Source organism: Pseudomaricurvus albidus, assembly GCF_018863235.1.
GTDB classification, from domain to species: Bacteria; Pseudomonadota; Gammaproteobacteria; order Pseudomonadales; family Cellvibrionaceae; genus Pseudomaricurvus; species Pseudomaricurvus albidus.
On sequence record NZ_JAHKRS010000007.1, the window covers coordinates 182352 to 202296 of the forward strand.

Genomic DNA, 19945 nt, shown 5'->3' on the forward strand with positions numbered 1-19945 from the left:
ATGAATGTGAACGATAAGACCGTTTTGCTGACTGGAGCATCGGGCGGTATAGGGCAGGAAATAGCCAGGGTTTTGGCAGCTGCAGGCGCGAAGCTGATACTGACCGGACGTACATCTGGTCGGCTCGCAGAGCTCAAACAAGAGCTGCCGGGCGAAGGGCATATTGCTGTCGCACTGGATGTTGCCAGTGATGAGGGAGTGAACGAGCTGGCATCCATCGCAGAAGAGCATGCCGTGGATATTCTGATCAATAATGCCGGCGTGAATCAGCTGGCGACACACGAACATATGTCATCCGAAGCCATATCGCGCATGATGACGGTAAATCTCTGCGCACCAATGATTCTCTGCAGTCGGTTGATTCCTGTATTGATGCAGCGTCCCGAGGCCTTGATTGTCAATGTGGGATCCATCATGGGCAGCATCGGCATGGCGGGATCAGCGACCTATTGTGCCAGTAAATTTGGACTGCGCGGGTTTACCGAATCACTGAGAAGAGAGTTGGCGGACAGCAATATTCGTGTGGTGTATTTTGCTCCAAGAATGACGTCAACATCCATAAACAGCGAACAGATGATGGCGATGAATCAAGCTCTGGGTACCGCGATGGATAACCCAGGGGAAGTGGCCAATCAGCTGTTGTCTGTTATTTCAAAATCCAATTGCACTGAGCAATATCTGGGTTGGCCGGAAAAACTCTTTGTCCGCATTAATGCGGTATTGCCCGGTGTGGTGGATAGAGCGCTAAAGAAGCAGCTGCCAACGGTATTGTCCTATGCTCGTTAACCGGTTTAATTATCAAACAACACAATCGATCAGTCAGAGAGGGTTAAAGTGATGAGTGTGGAAAAGCTTGTATCATCAAACCGCCTGCAAAATAATTCCCTTAACCATATGCGCAACCGAAAACAATGGAGTAAAGGTCTACTCGTTATTGTTGCACCATTGTGGCTGCTCAGCAGTATCTGTCTGGCAAGCCCTTCCGATACCGTGCACACACTGCAGCAACAGTGGGCAATCGCCAATTATCAGTTAGAGGGTAAGGCTCAGTTAGAAGCCTACGAGACATTGCTGAATACAGTAGAGCAAGCCAAAAAAGACTACCCGGCCGATGCCGCGGTACTTATCTGGAGCGGTATTGTTGAATCCAGTTATGCAGGTGTAAAAGGTGGTTTGGGCGCTTTAAAATACGCCAAGGCCTCAAAGAAAGATCTTGAGCAAGCCATGAAGATTGATGCGAATGCACTGGATGGTTCGGCTTATACAAGCCTTGGTACACTGTATTTCAAAGTCCCCGGTTGGCCGCTTGGGTTCGGAGATGACGATAAGGCTGAAGAGCTTCTCACTCAGGCCTTAAAGGTCAATCCTGAAGGCATCGACCCTAACTACTTCTACGCCGAATACCTTCGGGATCAGGGGAAGTATCAGGATGCAGACCGCTATTATCAGAAAGCGCTCAACGCTCCTGCAAGATCCGATCGGCCGTTAGCGGATGAAGGCCGCAGGGCGGAAATCCACAAGGCTCTGGGGGAGATACAAAATAAGCTAAACTAGGATAGGTTTAGCTTTGGTCGGTCAATGCTGGGCTAAGAGGCAGAAGACTCTATGAGTGGTCTTCTGCTATTCTGTTTTTCCCGGAAAATGAATTGATAGAAAAGGATCTTGAGTGAATGTCCTGTTGGTAGAAGACGATCTGGATTTGGCCGCCGGATTGGTTAAAGCCCTGCGCAGGGAGGGGTTTACCGTTAATCATGTTCCTTATGGGCGCGAGGCAGTTCTCTCGGTAAAAACGGAAGCACCCGATATGGTGATATTGGACCTGGGGTTACCTGATATTGATGGGTTGCAGGTACTTCAAGGTATCCGCAGCAGTCATCGTTCGCTACCGGTTCTGATTCTGACTGCCCGGGACGGCCTTGATGATAAAGTCATGGCATTGGATACCGGAGCGGATGACTATCTTTCCAAACCCTTTGAAATGGATGAGTTGCTGGCCAGGCTGAGAGTGGTTGCCCGCCGCCTTGGGACTTCTCAAAACAGCAAAATTGAATTGCATGGGGTGTCATTGGATACACGTCATCACGAGGTGTTGGTAGACAATATCCCTGTCAAAGTTTCACGGCGAGAATATATGTTGTTGATGGCGCTGATGGAAAATTCCGGTCGGGTGCAAACCAAAGAAATGCTGGAGCAGAAGCTGTATGGTTGGGGAGAAGAAGTGGTGAGCAATGCCATAGAGGTGCATGTGAGTAATCTTCGAAAAAAATTACCCGCTGACTTTATCAAAACGGTGCGCGGTGTCGGTTACAGTATCAGTAAACCTACTAACTGATATCGACGGTTGTTGACGTGCGATCCATTAGAACGTTTTTGGTTGTTGTCTTGTTGTCGACCATTTGTCTGGTCACTTTTGTGGCTGTAATGCATGGTTACCGCAGCAGTCTGGTTGAGGCCGAAGATCTTATTGATCGTCATTTGGTTGATCTGGGGAAGCTGGCTGCAGTCATCGAGAAGACCCATGATGCGCGTATTCTGGATCATTACTCTTCAGATATATGGTTTCAGCTTTGGTCGGAAGATAACACTCTCCGTTTCCGCTCCGAAAACGCTCCGGACAAAGAACTTCTGCCTTTAAGTCCACTCAGTGATCAGCAATTGCATCGGGTCAGTTATCAGGGCCATAGCTGGCGTGTGATTTCCAGGGAGTTTGATGATACGACGGGCAACTCGGTTCGTGTCGTGGTAGGTGTACAGGAAAGCAGCTACTCGGCGCTAACAGAAGGGATTATTCTTGAATCCGTATTGCCCATTATTTGGGTTTTGCCGTTGCTTGGCATTTTGATCTGGGTCATTGTCGGTGTTGGTCTCAAGCCCCTGCATCGATTGGCAGGTTTGCTGGGGCATAGAAAGTCGGATGATTTTACTGTGTTGAACCGCGAAGGTTACCCTTCAGAGTTGTTGGTACTGGTAGATTCTACCAATGAATTGTTAAATGGTTTGTCGGATGCGTTTGAAAGGGAAAAGCGTTTTACAGCCGATGCTGCGCATGAATTAAGAACTCCTTTGTCTGTCTTGAAAATCAATTTACACAATCTGGCGCGTAACAGTCATATTGATGCGGAAGATTATCAGGCATTGATTAACAGTGCCGATAGAATTGGAAGCTCTATTGAGCAGTTGTTGTCCCTTTATCGGACGGCTTCACAAGAGCACAGTTCGAATATCGAGGTGGTTAATGTAACTAAGATTGCCCGTGAAGTGGTCGCCAGTTTCTATGAAAGCTGTCTGGCTAAAGATCAAAAAATCGAACTGGATGCTGATTCGGTCAGTATAAAGAGTGATCCGATAGCGATGACGACTTTGCTGAGAAATCTGGTAGACAATGCGGTCAAATACACTCCTGAAAAGGGGGATATTTTGATAACGCTGCAACCATTGAGTGATAAGACAGCAGAAATGGATGGCATTGTATTACGGGTGGAGGATTCAGGCCCAGGGATACCAGAAGACAGCCATAAGCGAGTATTTGACCGGTTTTACCGTCTCGGAGGCGACCAGCATGATTCCAACATTATCGGGAGTGGGTTGGGGCTGTCGATAGTCGAGCATATTGTCCGTTTGCATAAGGGATCGATTACACTGGGTCAGTCTGAAGCGCTTGGCGGACTTTGTGTCACCATTAACCTACCTGCTCGAGAGAATCCGGTTCATTAGAATGATTAAAAATAAAGTTATTTTACAAAGCAGGTGGGTTTCAACGTTACGGTTTTGTGTGTTTACTGTTTTGATGAATGCCGTGTCTATCGGGGCTGTTTGGGCTGCCCCTACGTTCACTCTCGAAATCAAGAATCATCTTTTTTATCCCGCAGAAATTGTTATTCCAGCGAATACCAAAGTGCGTCTGAGGGTTATTAACCGTGATGACACCCCGGAAGAGTTTGAAAGTTATGAGCTGAATCGGGAAAAGGTCATTCTGGGAAACAGCCAAACGGTTATTTTTGTTGGACCTTTGCCTCCGGGTGAATATCCCTTTTTTGGTGAGTTTAATATTTCCACCGCTCAGGGAAAAATCATAGCCCGGTAGGAGTGTGCTGAGTGCTGTTAAATGCAATTGTTATCGTGTTACGTGAAACTCTGGAGGCCGGCATACTGATGAGTGTGTTGCTCACAGTAGGGCGGCAGCTGGAAATACAAGGCCGTTGGTTTGCGGTAGCCCTGATCGCCGGTATTGCAGGATCGTTCTTGTATGCTCGCTATCTGGGGGCAATATCTCAGTGGTTTGATTATGCTGGCCAAGAGGTTGTTAATGCACTTTTGCAGTATTCGCTGTATTGGTGTTTGGTGGTCATTTGTGTGCTGAGTTTCAATTGGCAAAAATTACCATTGCCCTCATCCCGACATGTTATGGCCACCTTTCTGGGCATATCGGTGGTCTTGGCCTGTGTCAGGGAGGGATCAGAAATAATGATCTTTTTCCTCGGGTACCTGACAGACCGGGATGTCATGGTGAAAGCGATGACCAGCGGCTTTGTGGGATTGATGATTGGTGTCAGTGTGGGTGCTCTCTGTTACTACATCATCATGATGCAGAGAAAACCAATATCTCGCATTATTCAATTGAGTTTAATGATGCTGGTGGCCGGTGGAATGGTTATTCAGGCGACTCAGCTTCTGGTACAGGTTGATTGGCTGCCATCTACGGAGCCAGTTTGGAATACCAGTTTCTTTTTGTCTGAATCTTCCATTATCGGACAGTTGGTGTATGCCATATTTGGTTATGAGGCCTCACCGACTCAGATAGAAGCCCTGATGTATATAGGGTCATTATTGTTGATTCCAGTCATTGTGATTGGTGTCCATTATTTTTTGAAATCTCGCAGAGTCTCTTCTGAGTTAACATGAAAATACCTCACATCAAACGGTTACTTTCCAGAAGCAAAAGCTATGTTCTGATTGTCTCTTTGGTGCCTTTGCAGGTGCTGGCTGACAGTTCTACCATTGATAAGGTGTATGACCCGTACGTCAATCAATTGGAAAAAGAACTTGAATATCGGCTTTTGCATCAGAATGACGAAGATAAAGCCAAAGATAATGTGCAAACCCATAAGTTTGGTGCAGGCATGTCCTGGTCCGATCGCCTGTTTACGGAGTTGTATTTTATTGGAGACAAAACTCCGGATGATGATTTTGATCTGTCTGCTATTGAGGCTGAATTCAAGTGGCAGCTGACCGAGCAAGGCGAATACAGCAGTGATTGGGGACTGATGTTTGAACTTGAAGCTGAACGGGATCAACATATTCGCGAAGCCAGCTCTACATTGATCATGCTTCATCAATGGTCGCGCTGGGTTGGAACGGCAAACCTGACGCTGGCATACGAGTGGGGCAATGATATCGAGAACGAATTTGAAACCGCTTTTTCAGGTCAGTTGCGGTATCGGTATCGGGCGACTCTTGAACCAGCCCTGGAGGTCTATTGGAGTGATGCTACTCAAGGGGTAGGGCCGGTTGTTTCCGGGACTCAAAGGTTGGGTGGTCGAAAACAGCTGATGTGGGAGTTTGGTGTGATACTGGGTGTCGATAGTGAAACGGCCGATCAGACCTGGAAGTTCTCACTTGAGTATGAGTTCTGAGCAACACTGGGAAAATAAACAAGTTTAAAGCCCTCCCGTGTAAATCGGGAGGGCCATTCCAGCGTTTAGTAATTCGGGCTGTTCAATTTGCTGCTTGGCCAATACTTGGTTCCTTGCAGGGTTGCCTGAATGGTCAGTCCTGCTTCTGTCAGCTGATATACGGTGACATTGGGTACAGCGGTTGCTGCCACACTGGTTTCATTGCCCTTGCCTGTGGATTTTGCAGCGGCGTCAGCCTGGCCTGAAAAGTCCCAGCCGCTTTCAATGAATTTTTGGTAAGCTTCGGCGGTATGGAAGATAAACACCGCACGGAAATCTTTCACGCCCAGACCCAAGCCAACACCGGCCGCAGCCATGTTCATATAAGTGTCTTTACCGTTGCTGTTGTTGTGAGCAATGCCTGTGCCGCCAGCACCGGAGAGAAAAACGAAGTTGATGCCAACGTTTGAGAAAACGGCATAACCAGCAGCATTTTTAATATCCTCTTCTGTGCCGGGCTCTTCTTTATAGAGTCGTTGCAGAACCTCGGCGCGCATTTTTTGAGCTTTTTCTCTTTCAATATCGGCAGTTCCTGCAACGGCACCTGCCGTGAATAGTAAAGCCAAAATAAACGAACTGATTCGGTACATCATAGAAACTCCAAAGAGATTGCTTAAGTCCAGTTTAGTAGATCACAAAAAAAATGAACGGACTGTGAACCGAAATGAACAAGCGATAGAAGAGGGCGCGGTAATCATTAAAACTGTGATCTGTTGCGGAAAACTGCGCTGTTGGCAACGGCTCGTGACGACCCCGGCCCCGTGGGAGCTGGTTGACTTTAAACCACCGTATGAATACAGTACCTGCCACATTTAGGGCGCGAAGTACTTGCCTGTACCTCGCTAAATGGGAAGTTTGGTTAAAGTCCAACGCTGCCCCCGCAACGGTAACTGGTTAATCTTTGGTCATTTTTAATGGCTGCCTTTGACACCAGAAGCCCGATACCAGCCCTGATCATTCCTGAAAACAGTCCTTGACTACTTTTTTGGTTCACACGCTGTGTTTAGCCGGATCAGACAAGAACTCATTTCGGGGATGCTTTAAACTGACGACAGCGCGGAGGGCCTCGTCGAAGTGGATTCCTTTTTATGCCGGTTTTCACGGGCATCTATCCTCTTTGATTTTCCCTTTGTATACATCGATGAATTGCCCTCTCAGGTTTTGGGTTGGCACTGATCAGGGGACAGTCATGTCTGAGCAAGATAAAAAAGATCAAAAACACAAAGCGGCCATGGAAAAACAGAAGGCCAAAGTAGATGCCAATATCGAAGAGGCGTCACTGGAGCGCGGTGTCGCTTTGCTGTTGACCGGTAATGGCAAGGGCAAGTCCAGCTCTGCATTCGGTATCGTCATGCGTGCGCTGGGTTATGGTCACAAGGTGGCTGTGGTTCAGTTTATCAAGGGCCAGCAATTATCCGGTGAAGAGATTTACCTGCGCGATCATTGCCCGGAAGTTACCTTTCATCAAATGGGAACAGGCTTTACCTGGGATACACAGGATCGCAGCGGTGATATCGCAGCCGCAGAAGAAACCTGGGCATTTGTCGAGCCCTTGTTGAAAGATGACAGCTACGATCTGGTTGTCATGGATGAGCTGACCTATATGCTGGCCTACAAATACCTCGATGAAGAGCGTGTAATTAACGCCATCAAAAACAGACCCTACGAGCAAAGTGTGGTGGTCACGGGTCGTGGTGGTGGCGCTGCCTTAAAAGACATCATGGATACCGTTTCCGAAGTCAAAGAAATCAAGCATGCCTTTAAAGCCGGCATTAAAGCGCGTAAAGGCGTCGACTACTGATCCCCGTTTGAGATATTGAGTACACGCGATGACTGACATAAGTAATGAATCTCAGGCAGCTCACCAGAAACGGATGGCCAAACGCAAAGCGATTGTGGATGAGCGTATTGCGAAAGCCACGGAAGAACGTGGTGTTTTAATTCTGCTAAAGGGAAATGGCAAAGGTAAGAGCAGCTCGGCCTTTGGCACCATGGCGCGTTCGGTCGGGCATGGTCAGAAAGCGGGGGTGGTTCAGTTTATTAAGGGTCGTTTGCAAACGGGCGAATACAAGCTGTTTCAGGACCATCCCCAAATTGACTGGCATGTTATGGGGCACGGTTTTACCTGGGAAACACAGGACAAAGCCAAGGATATCGAGGCCGCTCAGCAAGCCTGGGCTGTGGCTGAGAAGTTGTTGCAGGACGACAGTTACAACATCCTGATTTTTGATGAGATGAGCTACATGTTCAAGTATGGCTATCTTGAGGTGGAGCCAGTGGTGGCGGCGCTCAAGGCGAGACCTAAAATGCAAAACGTGATTATAACCGGCCGCACCATGGCCACACCCTTGCAGGACATCGCCGATACCATCAGTGTTATTCAGGATGAACGCCATGCCTTTCGGCTTGGCGTGAAAGCTCAGCAAGGCATTGAGTTCTGATGACTGCGGCGTCTTCAACCGCTTTTTGCCCAGCGCTCTTTATTGCGGCTCCTTCTTCGGGTCAGGGAAAAACCACCGTGACAGCGGCTATGGCTCGCCTGTTTAAGAGACAGGGTTACAAGGTCCGGGTGTTTAAAACCGGACCGGATTATCTGGACCCGCAAATCCTCGAGCAGGCATCAGGGAACCCGGTTGAACCGTTGGACCTGTGGATGTCCGGAGAAGCTTTCTGTCGTCAGGCTTTATATGAAGCTGCAGTCATCTCCGATCTGATCCTGATTGAAGGCGCGATGGGCTTGTTTGATGGTGAGCCCTCCAGCGCCGATCTGGCTGTGACCTTTGGTGTGCCAGTGGCGCTGTTGATGGATGTTAAAGGCATGGCGCAAACCGCGGCGGCGATTGCGGTTGGACTGGCGGGTTACCGGGACGATTTACAGATCGCCGGTCTGATTGCCAATGGCTGCGGGACAGAAAGGCACGCTCAGTTAATTCAGGAGGCGCTTCCCGATGATCTGCCTCTGTTGGCAACCCTGGGTCGGGATGATGCCGTGGCATTGCCTGAACGTCATCTGGGGTTGGTTCAGCCCAGTGAAGTCGAAACTGAAATTGAAGAGCGTTTAGAGCGTGGCGCAGACTGGCTACAAACCAGTGGATTAACCCAGTTGCCTGACGCGGTTGCGTTTTCACCGGTTGCGCCAGCACTGCAAGAAGATCGTCTGAAGGCGTACGCCAACACCAAAGATGTTCTGCAGGGCAAAATCATCGCTGTGGCCCGGGATGCCGCATTTACGTTTATTTATCGCGCCAATCTGGAGTTGCTACAACACTTTGGCGCAGAGGTGGTGTTCTTTTCTCCGTTGACTGATTCGTCGTTACCGGATGCTGATGCACTCTGGTTACCGGGAGGGTATCCCGAGCTGCATGTCGAACAGTTGTCCGCAAATGGCCGAATGCGTGACGCCATTCAGGCATTTTATCAGTCAGGAAAATTGATACTGGCAGAGTGCGGCGGGTTTATGTATTGCCTGGATCATTTGGTTGATCTGGCGGGACAATCTTTCCCGATGCTTGGATTGCTGTCAGGCGAGGCGGTGATGCGCAACAAAGGCGGTTGCCAGGGAATGCAAACAGCACCCTTGCCGGAAGGTGATGTTCGTGGTCACTCTCACCATCGGTCACTCAGTCGCTCAACCCCTGAGCCGCTGGCGTATGGGCGTCGCCAGCGTCATCCCGCACCGGGAGAATCAGTCTATCGTCAGCAAGGGCTGACAGCCAGTTACCTGCATTTGTTTTTTCCGTCGAACCCGGAAGCCATTGCCAGACTATTTGGCTCGATGTCTAAAGCTTAGCGCACCCTTTCATAGTGGGTTGTTGAAAAATGGGCGAACATTTTTCTGTTGGTTGTGAGTGGCTCATTTTCTTCTATATTCTAAAAGCAATGGATCTAATCTGATTTAAGGAAAGCTCTATGACGGTATCTCGTTATGTATTAAAAACTTTTTGTCCTCTACTTGCCGCTTTGGCTTTGAGTTCTGCTGCTCAAGCTTTTGACCTGGGTGGTCTGCTTGGCGGCACGGATTCGGATGTCCAGAAGGCGGCCAGCTCAGCGGCGGAAGCCGTCTCCGGCACTCAGGAGGCTACCGCCACCACAGGCTCGGCAATGGCAGATGGCTTGGTGGGTATGGTGAGCAACCAGTTGGGAATTTCCAAAAATCAGGCGATTGGAGGTCTGGGCGCTCTGGTGGGATATGCCAGCTCCAGTCTCCCTCCGGAATACGCTGATCAGCTAAATCAAATGTTCCCGGCCTTTAATAAGAGTGGCAGCGAAACGGGCTCCGGCAGTCTGATGGGCAGCCTTATGAGCAATGTCAGCAGCATGGATTCCGTGAAAACAGCCTTCAGTGGACTGGGGATGGATCCGTCCATGGTGGATCAGTTTACCCCGCTGATTGAGTCCTACGTGGGCGACAATGGTGGTGGTGAATTGGTTGGAGCGCTGCAAGAGTTATGGTGATATCAATGAGAAAATCTTATCTATTGTCTGTTGTCCTGGGCTTCACACTGGTCGCAGGAGGGTGTGCGGTGAACGAATCTGATAACGCAGCGCCGTTAGCGGGTAAATGGCATGTAGACTATATCGAGGGGCGTGGCGTCATGGATTACAGCCCCGCCCACTACCAGTTCGGGGACGATATGACCCTGAGCGGCAACGCCAGCTGTAACCGGTTTAACGGTACCTACCGTATCGAAGAAGGAGCCATCGTAGTCGGTGAGCTGGCGACTACCCGCAAATTATGTCCACGGGCCTTGATGGAGCAGGAAAGTCGATTTCTTGCTGCCTTGAAGCGGGCTCACAGCTGGAAGTCGGATAAGGGACTGATGTATCTCTATGATGACCAGGGCGTTGAGCTGTTTCGGGGGGGGCGCTGGAACGATGGCGGTGACAAGGCTCCCTGAAACCACGCTTTCAGAGGTTTCGAGCCACGCTAGCAAAGGTTTATAGTGCAGATATCCAGAGCCGGATTGGTTATTCTGTCTGGCTCGCGTAAATTCATGAAAATCAGTTGCTTAGAGCCTTGACAAGCAACAGGCAAATAAGCAGAATAGCGCACCTCGAAACGATGGCTAGGTAGCTCAGCTGGTTAGAGCACAGCACTCATAATGCTGGGGTCGGCGGTTCAAGTCCGCCCCTAGCTACCATTTTTCGATAGAAACCCCGCCCTATGCGGGTTTTCTTGTTTTTGGGGGATCAAAAATTTCCCCCGTACCTTTCTTCCTTCTGTTTGTCCTCACAATACCTTTAATGGTTTATTTTCTGTCGCAGCCTGCGTGTCACGAATTGACCTCTATCTGGCCGTATTGGTCATTGCGCCGCTTATCCTCTGGGCATACATTGTTCTCACTATAATAAGTTGACCGGGTTGTCCGTTGCGGTCATACAAAAGAGAGTCTGTATGAAAGATCTGATTTTGCTCCTGGCGACGCCTTTGTTTCTGTTGGCTATTGCGCTGGAGTTGTGGGTGGATCGTCGTCGCGGTACAGGCTATTACCGTTTTAACGATGCCTTTGGCAGCCTGTCTCTGGGGATTCTCAGTCGTTCCAGCACTCTGGTGATATTCAGTCTGGGTGGTCTGGTGATCGATCGCTTGCTGCCCCAGGTTCGGTTGATGGAGTGGGACAGTTCCAGTCTGTGGACGTGGGTGTTCACGTTTGTCGCCTACGATTTTATGTATTACTGGCTACACCGCACGGGCCATTCCCTGAATGTGTTCTGGGCGGGCCACGCCATTCACCATCAGAGTGAAGATTACAATCTCACCACCGCATTACGGCAAACCAGCAGTGAAATCTGGGGCTGGGTGTTTGGCGTGCCTCTGTTGATGCTGGGTATTCCGCTTGAGGTGTACTTAACGTGTGGTGCGCTTAATCTGATTTACCAATTCTGGGTGCACACACAGCATATCGATAAGTTGGGGTGGATGGAGCATGTGATGGTGACGCCATCCAATCATCGGGTGCATCACGGACAGAACCCTGAGTACATCGATAAAAATCACGGTGGTGTGTTCATTGTATGGGACCGGCTGTTTGGCACCTTTCAGCCTGAGCTGGATCATGTGGAAACGATCTATGGTGCCCGCTCGCCGTTGCATTCGCTAAACCCTGTGTGGGCCAATTGCCAGGTGTGGTTCTCTTTGGTTCGCGATGCGTGGCATACCGCGAGTTGGTGGGACAAGTGTCGAATCTGGTTTATGCCAACAGGCTGGCGGCCTGCTGATGTGCAGCAGGCGTATCCCTCACAGCTCAGTGATCTGGATAACTTCCACAAATACAACCCTTCTGCCCCCAGGGTTGCCCAGTGGTATTGTCTGTTTCAGTTGGCGGCGGCAGTGCCTTTGCTGGTGTTCTTTCTGGAGCACTATAAAGCGCTGAGTTACAGTCAGGTGCTGCTGGGGTTTGTTCTGATCACATTGCCTTTAATTACAACCGCATGGTTGCTGGAGGGGCGAAGAGAGGGGTGGGAGAGTACCCGGTTAATCGTGTCGTGGGTCGTCCTGGCGTTGGCCTGGAACCTTATGTCACCAGACAGTGCGATGGTGTTTGGTGGTTATCTGTTGCTGAACTCGATAGTGTATTTGGTGCTTTTCAAAAGCGACAGGTTTGTGCTCAAAGAACGACGTGCGGAGAATGGTTAGCGGGGTTGTACTGTAGGCAGGAAATCGCGGCAGGATTTGGGCGAGGGGAAATATCCCCCCGCCCGGGTTTCATCGTAAGGATGCGTTATACGTTGAAACGGAAGTGGATAACATCGCCGTCGGCAACGATATAGTCCTTACCTTCCAGTCGCCATTTGCCGGCGTCTTTTGCACCCTGTTCACCATTGTTGGCAACAAAGTCTTCATAGCCTACGATCTCGGCGCGGATGAAACCTTTCTCGAAGTCGGTGTGGATCTTGCCGGCTGCCTGCGGAGCAGTAGCACCTACAGGGATGGTCCAGGCGCGCACTTCTTTTACGCCAGCGGTGAAGTAGGTGTGCAGGTTCAGCAGGTTATAGCCACCGCGAATCACCCGGTTAAGACCGGGTTCGTCCATGCCCAGATCTTCCAGGAACTCAGCCTTTTCGTCGTCGTCCAGCTCGGCAATTTCGGCTTCCAGCTTGTTGCAGATGGGTACAACGACGGCGTTTTCTTTCGCCGCAATTTCGCGCACGATATCCAGAAACGGATTGTCTTCAAAGCCGTCTTCATCGACGTTGGCGATGTACATGGTGGGCTTGAGGGTCAGGAGGTTCAGGTCGCGAAGCAGTTTTAATTCGTCATCGTTCAGGCCAAAGCTGCGCAGAGGTTGTGCTTCGTTCAGGTGCGGCAGGATCTTTTCGATCAGTGCCTTCATCTTCATGGCGTCTTTGTCTTGCCCTTTGGCCAGCTTGGTAAAGCGGGTAAGTGCTTTCTCGCAGGTTTCCAGGTCGGCCAGTGCCAGCTCGGTGTTGATGACATCGATGTCATCGGCAGGATTGATCTTGCCTTCCACGTGAATGACGTTTTCATCTTCAAAGCAGCGAACCACGTGAGCGATGGCGTCGGTCTCGCGAATGTTGGCGAGGAACTTGTTGCCCAGGCCCTCACCTTTGGAGGCGCCTGCTACCAGACCGGCAATGTCGACGAATTCCATGGTGGTGGGTATCACACGCTCTGGCTTGACGATCTCCGCCAGCTTGTCCTGGCGTGGATCCGGTACGGTGACGGTGCCTTCATTGGGTTCAATGGTACAGAAGGGAAAGTTTTCCGCAGCGATGCCGTTCTTGGTCAAGGCGTTGAACAGTGTGGATTTGCCGACGTTGGGCAGGCCGACGATGCCGCAATTAAAACCCATGATGGAATCTCGTCTCAGTAGTGTCTGTTTGTGCCCGGAGTGCCATAAGCAAAGGCTGCCAAGCCCCGGAGCGCAATGGTTAAAGGCGCACATTCTACACCAGAGGTGGTGAATGTGCTGAGGCTTTTTGTCTGCCGTCGCAGGGTATAAGCCCGTCTCAGCCAATCAGGAGGAGTGAAGTTCCTTCATGGCGGCATTCCACTCACCGCGTGTGAGTTGAGGCATGACTTTGCAGGCGGCGTAAATGCTGTCTTCGGTCTTGTTAAACTCGTCTGCGGGGGCTTTTTTGAGTACGTAGCTGGCCACCTGTTTGGCGTTGCCGGGGTGGCCAATACCAATGCGCAGACGGGCAAAGCCGTTGTTGTTGCCCAGCGAGCTGATGATATCGCGCAGACCGTTGTGGCCGCCGTGGCCGCCGCCAATTTTCAGTTTGGCCACGCCGGGAGGCATGTCCAGCTCGTCGTGAGCGACCAGTATCGCTTCCGGCGGGATCTTGTAGAAGTTGGCCAGTGCGCTCACCGACTGACCGCTGCGGTTCATGTAAGTGGCCGGAATCAGCAGGCGGATGGGGCGGTTGTCGATAGACACCTGGGCGATATTGCCAAAAAACTTCTTTTCAGGCGTCAGGCTGGCTCCGCATTGGCGGGCAAGTTCAGTGACAAAGTCGGCGCCAGCGTTGTGGCGTGTCTGGTCGTATTCGCTGCCGGGGTTTCCCAGCCCGACGATCAGCTGAATGGGCGTGTCCATAAACTAGAATTCCAGTGTAAACAAACAAAAACGGCCGGGAGTGTCTCCACTCGCCGGCCGTTCGTCAAGGGCTGCATAGTCGCCAGCCCCAGAGGCTTGTGCCGAATATTACTCGGCGCCGCCTTCCTCACCTTCTTCGGTGGATTCGTCAGCTTCTGCCATGCCTTTAGGCTTGATGATAGAAACTACCGCACCGTCGTGATCTTCACCGTGAGACAGGGCAACAGAAGTTACACCTTTTGGCAGGGTCAGCTCAGAGATGTGGATGGTTTGACCCAGTTCAACACCGGCCAGATCAACTTCAATGAACTCTGGCAGATTGGCTGGCAGACATTCAATTTCCAGCTCAGTCATGGTGTGGATGGCTTTACCGCCTTGCTCTTTAATACCTTTGCTGGTTTCTTCGTTCAGGAAGTGCAGAGGTACTTTAACGGTAACTTTCTTGGTCTTGGAGACGCGCAGGAAGTCAGCGTGCAGGATCAGCGCTTTGGAAGGGTGACGCTGCAGGTCTTTCAGCAGAACGTCTTCGCTCTTGTCACCGATGTTAATGGTGATAATGTGCGAGTAAAACGCTTCGTTTTCCAGTTGCTTAACCAGATCTTTGTGTGGGATCTGGATGTTGGCTGGGTTTTTCTTGCCGCCGTAAACGATGGCAGGAACCTGGCCTTCCAGACGACGCAGGCGGCGGCTCGCACCTTTCCCCGCATCCTCACGGACTGTGGCATTCAATACAAAATCTTCAGACATGTGTCTTTCCTCAAAAAGTTCTGTTCAGGTTCCGCGACCAGAAACCTGGCAGATTTAAAAACACTAAAGCCTGCGTCTTGCCCCGGATCGGGGATGGGCAGGCTTTAGCGGCGTTTTCCAAGTGAAATGCTAACTAAATCAGGAGGTTAGTAAACCTTTTGCCCGATTTTAGCGGAACATGGCACTCAGAGATTCTTCGTTGCTCAAGCGGCGTACCGCTTCGGCCAGCATGACCGACAATGTGAGCTGGCGGATTCTACCACAATTTTTCGCTGCGTCACTCAAAGGAATGGAATCGGTGACAACTAATTCGTCGAGAACGGAATTGGTGATGTTGTCCATTGCTTTGCCTGACAGGACAGGGTGCGTACAGTAAGCGATGACTTTCTTGGCGCCGAAATCTTTCAGGGCTTTGGCGGCACCACAAAGGGTGCCCGCGGTATCAACCATGTCATCGACCAGCAGGCAGGTGCGACCTTCTACGTCACCGATGAGGTTCATGACCTCAGCCACATTGGCTTTCGGGCGACGTTTGTCGATGATTGCCAGCTCGATGCCCAGTTGTTTGGCCAGTGCGCGTGCGCGAACCACGCCGCCGATGTCTGGAGAGACAATAATCAGGTCTTCGTAGCCCTGTTTGTTGATGTCATCGAGCAGTACCGGGGAGCCGTAAACGTTGTCGACAGGTACGTCGAAGAAGCCCTGGATTTGTTCGGCGTGCAGGTCAACGGTCAAAACGCGGTCAATGCCTGCGCCAACCATCATGTCGGCAACCACTTTCGCAGTGATGGGTACTCGTGAAGAGCGAACCCGACGATCCTGGCGGGCGTAGCCGAAGTAGGGTACCACGACGGTAATGCGGGCAGCAGAGGCACGACGCAGTGCGTCGACCATCACGATCAGCTCCATCAGGTTGTCGTTGGTCGGTGCGCAGGTAGATTGCACCACGAAGACATCCCGTCCGCGAACGTTTTCATTCAGTTCGATGTTGATCTCGCCGTCTGAGAATTTGCTGACGGTGGCGTCTCCCATGGGGATGCCCAGGCGATCCACGATCAGATTGGCCAGTTCGGGGTTAGCGTTGCCGGTGAAGACCATTAAATCAGACACGAGCGGTACCTTTTCTTGGTTTGAACAAATCTGTAATGAGAGGTTAGCAGTTTTTTGAAAATTGAGGCCACGTGTCGACATTGAGTAGTCTGCTTGTTGTGAGCGCCCATCACGGCTGCTAATACAAAAACAGCCGACCTTCTCAGATCAGCTGTCCTTGTTTGGCTCTGTACTTGGCGACAGAGTTCATAAAAATGGCTGGGGTGGAAGGATTCGAACCTTCGCATGACGGGATCAAAACCCGCTGCCTTACCGCTTGGCTACACCCCAGTAGTGTTGTCTAGCAACTTAACTTACCGGTTTAACAGTTGATGTACTTGTGATTGGTTTACTCCGCGAGCAACAAACCCTTGCAGGCTGTCTGGCGCTTTGGCCAGTACTGCCTCAGCTGAGGCTTTGTTGTCGAACGGGGCAAAAACACAGGCACCTGTTCCGGTCATCTTGGCATCGCCATATTGGCTTAACCATTCCAGTGCTTTTTTGACCTCGGGGTAGAGGTTTAGCACCAGTGGCTGGCAGTCATTGTGGCCACCCTGCTCAAGAAAGGCCGCTACTGTAATGTTCGAAGTGTCTCTTGTCAAATCTTTGTGTGAAAAAATTTCAGCGGTGGAAACGTGGCAGTTTGGCGTTAGCACCAGAAACCAATATTCAGGCATTTCAACAGCTTGCAGTTGTTCGCCGATACCTTCGGCCCAGGCGGTTTGTCCCCGGACAAAGACGGGAACGTCGGCTCCCAGTTGTCTGCCCAGGTTGGCCAGGGTGTCAAGGTCCAGTTGCAGCTGCCAAAGGGTATTCAGTGCCAGCAGTGTGGTGGCGGCGTTGCTGCTGCCTCCGCCAATACCGCCCCCCATTGGCAGTCGTTTGTTCAGCTGTATGTCGACCCCCAGAGGTGTGTCGGGTTTCTGGTTTTGCAGGATGCGTGCTGCCTTGACGATCAGGTTGTCCTCTGTGGCAACGCCTTCAATATCAGGTTGCAGGGTGATAATACCGTCGTTACGTGTCTGAAAACTGAGTTCGTCGCCAAAATCCAGCAGTTGAAACAGGGTCTGCAGGGTGTGGTAACCATCTTCCCGCTGCCCGGTAATGTGCAAAAACAGGTTGAGTTTGGCTGGGGAAGGCAGAGTGAGAGAGTCCATCGGGCTGTAATCGTCTTGGTCTATTGGTGATTCATGGTTGTGGCTTAATCCAGCGGAAATCCGTTAAGTTGCCAGTCCTTAATGATCAGGGTGAGCTTGATGGCATCCTCCTGTCCGGCGGGGAAGTGCTGGGCGATGACCTTGGTGGGCAGGTACCAGCCTTTTGACTGCTGGTAGCGGGAGTAGCTCAGTTGCCACTGGTTTTGGGTCAGGCTCATGAGCGTTCCGTCGTCATTGCGTTGCTGTTCTTCAATCGGGGTGTCCGGAGCGGGAATTCCCTTGACCCAGTAGTGCAGATCACTGACGGGCAACCACCAGCCCATGGCATTGTACATCAGTTGTTCGGGGGTGGTGGCGTAGAGTGTTTCCTCTCCCGAGCGTTCGAGTGATACCTGTGTATCGTCGCCGCGAATCCAGATAGAGCCCTGCCCAAGCGGCCCGCTCAGGTGGATTGCAAATTGCTCGGGTCGTTGCTTCCAGTTGAGGTGGGCGCTGCCGGAATCGTTGGGCGTGCGGATGCCGAGTTTGCCCTCTAGATTCCAGAACTCAAGGCTGCCAAGCAGTTGCTGGTATTCCTGCCACTGGGATTGAATGGAGGGGGCGGCCGGAATGGGTGGCAACTGGGAAGACTGGTCCGGCATCTGGCTGGCACAGGCGGAGAGTAACAGCGCGATGCAGGCCAGCAGGGGCAGACGCAGGCTGACAGGTGAGCCGAAAGTGCAGGTTTGGGCAGAAATCATAGGGTTGCCGGGCATCAGGTTGTCAGGAAAATCTCAGAATCTTGCGGGTGCACCGTACTCTAAGGATTGGAAGTGGTGCTTTCAATGGCTTTCAACCGGTTTATGGCTTCAGTGATAACACGGCTGTTGGGCTTCAGTTTCAGACCCTCGGACCAGACCTCTTCCGCTTTCTCTCGCTGACCACTTACCCAATAGACTTCGCCCAGGTGTGCGGCGATTTCGTGATCGGGGTAAGCTTTCATGGCCTCCTGCAATTTCATTATGGCTTCCGGATAATTCCCCAGGCGATACTGAACCCAGCCCATGCTGTCCAGGATGGCGGGGTCATCGGGTTTCAGTTCCAGTGCCTGAGCGATCAGTACGTAGGCCTCGTCGTAGCGGGTGGTGCGATCAGCCAGCGTATAACCCAGAGCATTGAGCGCTGTGGCGTTATCCGGGTCGGTTTTAATAATCAGTCGCAGATCATCTTCCATCTCGTCCAGGCGATCGAGTTGTTCATTGATCATGGCGCGGCTGTACAGCAGCGGAGGACTGTTGGGGAAGCGGGTAAGCCCTTCCGACAGCACTTTCTGAGCGTCCGTCAATTGCAGATGATTGCTCAGTACCTCGCCTTCCAGCAGATAAAAGCGTTCTGCCTGCTCGGGAAATTGCTCGCGCAGAACGTCCATGCGCTTGTTGGCGGCACTGGCCTGACCGCCGCGAACCAGAATGTCGGTGGACTGATAGGTTGCTCGCAAAAAATCAGGGCCGGGTTCTACTTGCAGAAAGTATTGCAGTGCCAGATCCCATTGCTGATCTTTTTCGGCAATCTGCCCCAGATAGTAATAGGCCGACGAGCGATGATGCTCGAAAGCGGTCAGTTCGAGGAAATAACCCTTGGCGTCTTCCAGATCGCCGCGTTCATTGTTGATCAGTGCCAGGGCGTAGATGAGCTCGGGGTCATTGGGGCTGTTTTTCAGTAGCTCATCAAATTGCTGTTCGGCTTTTTCCAGATCCGTAGAGGCCAGCAACCTTGCATATTGAAGGCGCAGGCGTTCGTTGTCCGGGTGTTTTTTAAGCAGCGAGGAAACCCGCTCGATGGCCTCATCCTGTCGGTCCAGTATGGTCAGTAATCGGGTTTCGAGAATGACCGCGGGCATCAGTTGGTCATCAATGTCGAGCGCCTTGTCGGCCATTGTCAGGGCGTCATCCAGTTGGTTTTGCTGTTGGTACAGCAAGCCGAGGCCGATCAGGAGTTCGGTATTTTTGGGGTGCTGCTTGTGGAGGTCCAGGTACTGCTGGATCAATTGCTCGCGTTGATTGTTGCTGAGTGACTCCGCCCGGGCTGCGATTGGCTGATAAATGCCTTCGCCGCGGTGCTCCAGCAGATAATTGGAGTGCGTCATGGCTTCTTCAAGTCGGCCGCTCAGAGCCAGTTCGGTACCGGCGGTGAACCGGGCTTCAAGATCATCGGGGCTGAGTTCTGCCCACAACAGGGCCGTGTTCAATGCAGCTTGACGGGCATTGAGGTAGCGAGCAATGCGAGTGGCGCGGGCGGCAACTCCGGGGTCCCGAGTTTTGTGGGCCTGCTGTATGTAGTTGCCCAGTGCGATGTCGTAGCGTTCACGGCTGCCCGCCATTTCGGCCACCAGCAGTGCATACAGGGTTTCAGCGGGAAATGGCCGCTCTGGCGCCTTGGGCTGCTCCTGTGGGCTGATTGCCGCGGTAGTTTCAGTGCTGGCTTGAGAGGTCAGATAAGAGCACCCCTGTAGAAACAGGGCGGCGATGGCCAGAATGGATGTGGCTGTCGTCGTGAAGGGACGTCGGATCATGGGTTGACTGCTATTCTGGTTGGGCAAAGGATTCTCGTCTGCATTGTCTGGGGGTTCGTACCTGGCTTGTTGGCCGGTGTTTCCCGTTCCGGCCGGGGTGTGTTGGCAAGTGGATGGGGTGAAGTCTGTGTCAGTCTTCTCCACAGACCGGTGCCGTAGGTTTCAACT

21 protein-coding genes, 2 tRNA genes and 1 riboswitch are annotated in these 19945 nt (G+C 51.6%); of the genes, 14 read left to right on the forward strand and 9 right to left on the reverse strand.

Annotated features, from left to right (window positions below; genetic code table 11):
• The 7 genes from KOI40_RS12900 (at window position 1) to KOI40_RS12930 (ending at window position 5633) form a co-directional block, all read left to right on the forward strand.
• A complete protein-coding gene (locus KOI40_RS12900; RefSeq protein WP_216097938.1) occupies window positions 1–786 on the forward strand; it encodes an SDR family oxidoreductase in 786 nt (261 codons plus the stop codon).
• Between the two features lie 57 nt (window positions 787–843).
• Window positions 844–1554, forward strand: a complete 711-nt coding sequence (locus KOI40_RS12905) for a tetratricopeptide repeat protein (RefSeq protein WP_216097939.1) — start codon at window positions 844–846, stop codon at window positions 1552–1554.
• A 112-nt stretch (window positions 1555–1666) separates the two neighbouring features.
• Window positions 1667–2332: a response regulator gene (locus KOI40_RS12910; RefSeq protein WP_216097940.1), complete on the forward strand. Its 666-nt coding sequence runs from the start codon at window positions 1667–1669 to the stop codon at window positions 2330–2332.
• Window positions 2333–2349: 17 nt separating this feature from the next.
• A complete protein-coding gene (locus KOI40_RS12915; protein WP_216097941.1) occupies window positions 2350–3714 on the forward strand; it encodes an ATP-binding protein in 1365 nt (454 codons plus the stop codon).
• A 1-nt stretch (window position 3715) separates the two neighbouring features.
• A complete protein-coding gene (locus KOI40_RS12920; protein ID WP_233710250.1) occupies window positions 3716–4084 on the forward strand; it encodes a cupredoxin domain-containing protein in 369 nt (122 codons plus the stop codon).
• An 11-nt stretch (window positions 4085–4095) separates the two neighbouring features.
• Window positions 4096–4902, forward strand: a complete 807-nt coding sequence (locus tag KOI40_RS12925; protein ID WP_216097942.1) for an FTR1 family protein — start codon at window positions 4096–4098, stop codon at window positions 4900–4902.
• Window positions 4899–5633: a hypothetical protein gene (locus tag KOI40_RS12930; protein WP_216097943.1), complete on the forward strand. Its 735-nt coding sequence runs from the start codon at window positions 4899–4901 to the stop codon at window positions 5631–5633. Before KOI40_RS12925 ends, KOI40_RS12930 begins: the two co-directional genes overlap by 4 nt.
• A gap of 65 nt (window positions 5634–5698) precedes the next feature.
• On the opposite strand, the gene KOI40_RS12935 is transcribed toward KOI40_RS12930, so the two are convergent.
• Window positions 5699–6265 (reverse strand): lipid-binding SYLF domain-containing protein, encoded by a 567-nt coding sequence (locus KOI40_RS12935; protein ID WP_216097944.1) that lies wholly within the window; start codon window positions 6263–6265, stop codon window positions 5699–5701.
• Between the two features lie 205 nt (window positions 6266–6470).
• A riboswitch (cobalamin riboswitch) is annotated at window positions 6471–6639 on the forward strand.
• Between the two features lie 222 nt (window positions 6640–6861).
• On the opposite strand from KOI40_RS12935, the gene cobO (KOI40_RS12940) reads away from it, so the two are divergent.
• The 7 genes from cobO (KOI40_RS12940) (at window position 6862) to KOI40_RS12970 (ending at window position 12309) form a co-directional block, all read left to right on the forward strand.
• Window positions 6862–7473, forward strand: coding sequence for a cob(I)yrinic acid a,c-diamide adenosyltransferase (gene cobO, locus KOI40_RS12940; protein ID WP_216097945.1), 612 nt, complete (start codon window positions 6862–6864; stop codon window positions 7471–7473).
• 28 nt (window positions 7474–7501) lie between these two features.
• Complete coding sequence (gene cobO / locus KOI40_RS12945) at window positions 7502–8113, forward strand: cob(I)yrinic acid a,c-diamide adenosyltransferase (RefSeq protein ID WP_216097946.1); 612 nt, start codon at window positions 7502–7504, stop codon at window positions 8111–8113.
• Window positions 8113–9462: a cobyrinic acid a,c-diamide synthase CobB gene (locus KOI40_RS12950; RefSeq protein WP_216097947.1), complete on the forward strand. Its 1350-nt coding sequence runs from the start codon at window positions 8113–8115 to the stop codon at window positions 9460–9462. Before cobO (KOI40_RS12945) ends, KOI40_RS12950 begins: the two co-directional genes overlap by 1 nt.
• Before the next feature lie 119 nt (window positions 9463–9581).
• Complete coding sequence (locus tag KOI40_RS12955; protein ID WP_216097948.1) at window positions 9582–10127, forward strand: DUF2780 domain-containing protein; 546 nt, start codon at window positions 9582–9584, stop codon at window positions 10125–10127.
• Between the two features lie 68 nt (window positions 10128–10195).
• Entirely contained in the window at window positions 10196–10570 is a 375-nt protein-coding gene (locus KOI40_RS12960) for an META domain-containing protein (RefSeq protein WP_216097949.1), read from the forward strand.
• Window positions 10571–10736: 166 nt separating this feature from the next.
• Window positions 10737–10813, forward strand: a tRNA-Met gene (locus tag KOI40_RS12965).
• A gap of 254 nt (window positions 10814–11067) precedes the next feature.
• On the forward strand, window positions 11068–12309 hold the full coding sequence (locus KOI40_RS12970) for a sterol desaturase family protein (RefSeq protein ID WP_216097950.1): 1242 nt from the start codon (window positions 11068–11070) through the stop codon (window positions 12307–12309).
• 85 nt (window positions 12310–12394) lie between these two features.
• On the opposite strand, the gene ychF is transcribed toward KOI40_RS12970, so the two are convergent.
• From ychF to KOI40_RS13010, 8 genes are all read right to left on the reverse strand, one after another.
• Complete coding sequence (gene ychF / locus KOI40_RS12975; protein WP_216097951.1) at window positions 12395–13486, reverse strand: redox-regulated ATPase YchF; 1092 nt, start codon at window positions 13484–13486, stop codon at window positions 12395–12397.
• 165 nt (window positions 13487–13651) lie between these two features.
• Window positions 13652–14233, reverse strand: a complete 582-nt coding sequence (gene pth / locus KOI40_RS12980) for an aminoacyl-tRNA hydrolase (RefSeq protein ID WP_216097952.1) — start codon at window positions 14231–14233, stop codon at window positions 13652–13654.
• A gap of 108 nt (window positions 14234–14341) precedes the next feature.
• The gene (locus tag KOI40_RS12985) at window positions 14342–14980 is read right to left on the reverse strand and encodes a 50S ribosomal protein L25/general stress protein Ctc (protein ID WP_216097953.1); all 639 of its coding nucleotides are present in this window, start codon (window positions 14978–14980) and stop codon (window positions 14342–14344) included.
• Window positions 14981–15148: 168 nt separating this feature from the next.
• Window positions 15149–16078: a ribose-phosphate pyrophosphokinase gene (locus tag KOI40_RS12990; protein ID WP_233710265.1), complete on the reverse strand. Its 930-nt coding sequence runs from the start codon at window positions 16076–16078 to the stop codon at window positions 15149–15151.
• Window positions 16079–16285: 207 nt separating this feature from the next.
• Window positions 16286–16360: transfer RNA gene (locus tag KOI40_RS12995), tRNA-Gln, on the reverse strand.
• 23 nt (window positions 16361–16383) lie between these two features.
• Entirely contained in the window at window positions 16384–17226 is an 843-nt protein-coding gene (gene ispE / locus KOI40_RS13000) for a 4-(cytidine 5'-diphospho)-2-C-methyl-D-erythritol kinase (RefSeq protein WP_216097955.1), read from the reverse strand.
• Between the two features lie 44 nt (window positions 17227–17270).
• Window positions 17271–17966: a lipoprotein insertase outer membrane protein LolB gene (gene lolB, locus KOI40_RS13005; RefSeq protein WP_216097956.1), complete on the reverse strand. Its 696-nt coding sequence runs from the start codon at window positions 17964–17966 to the stop codon at window positions 17271–17273.
• Between the two features lie 59 nt (window positions 17967–18025).
• Window positions 18026–19777: a tetratricopeptide repeat protein gene (locus tag KOI40_RS13010; protein ID WP_216097957.1), complete on the reverse strand. Its 1752-nt coding sequence runs from the start codon at window positions 19775–19777 to the stop codon at window positions 18026–18028.
• Between the last annotated feature and the right edge of the window lie 168 nt (window positions 19778–19945).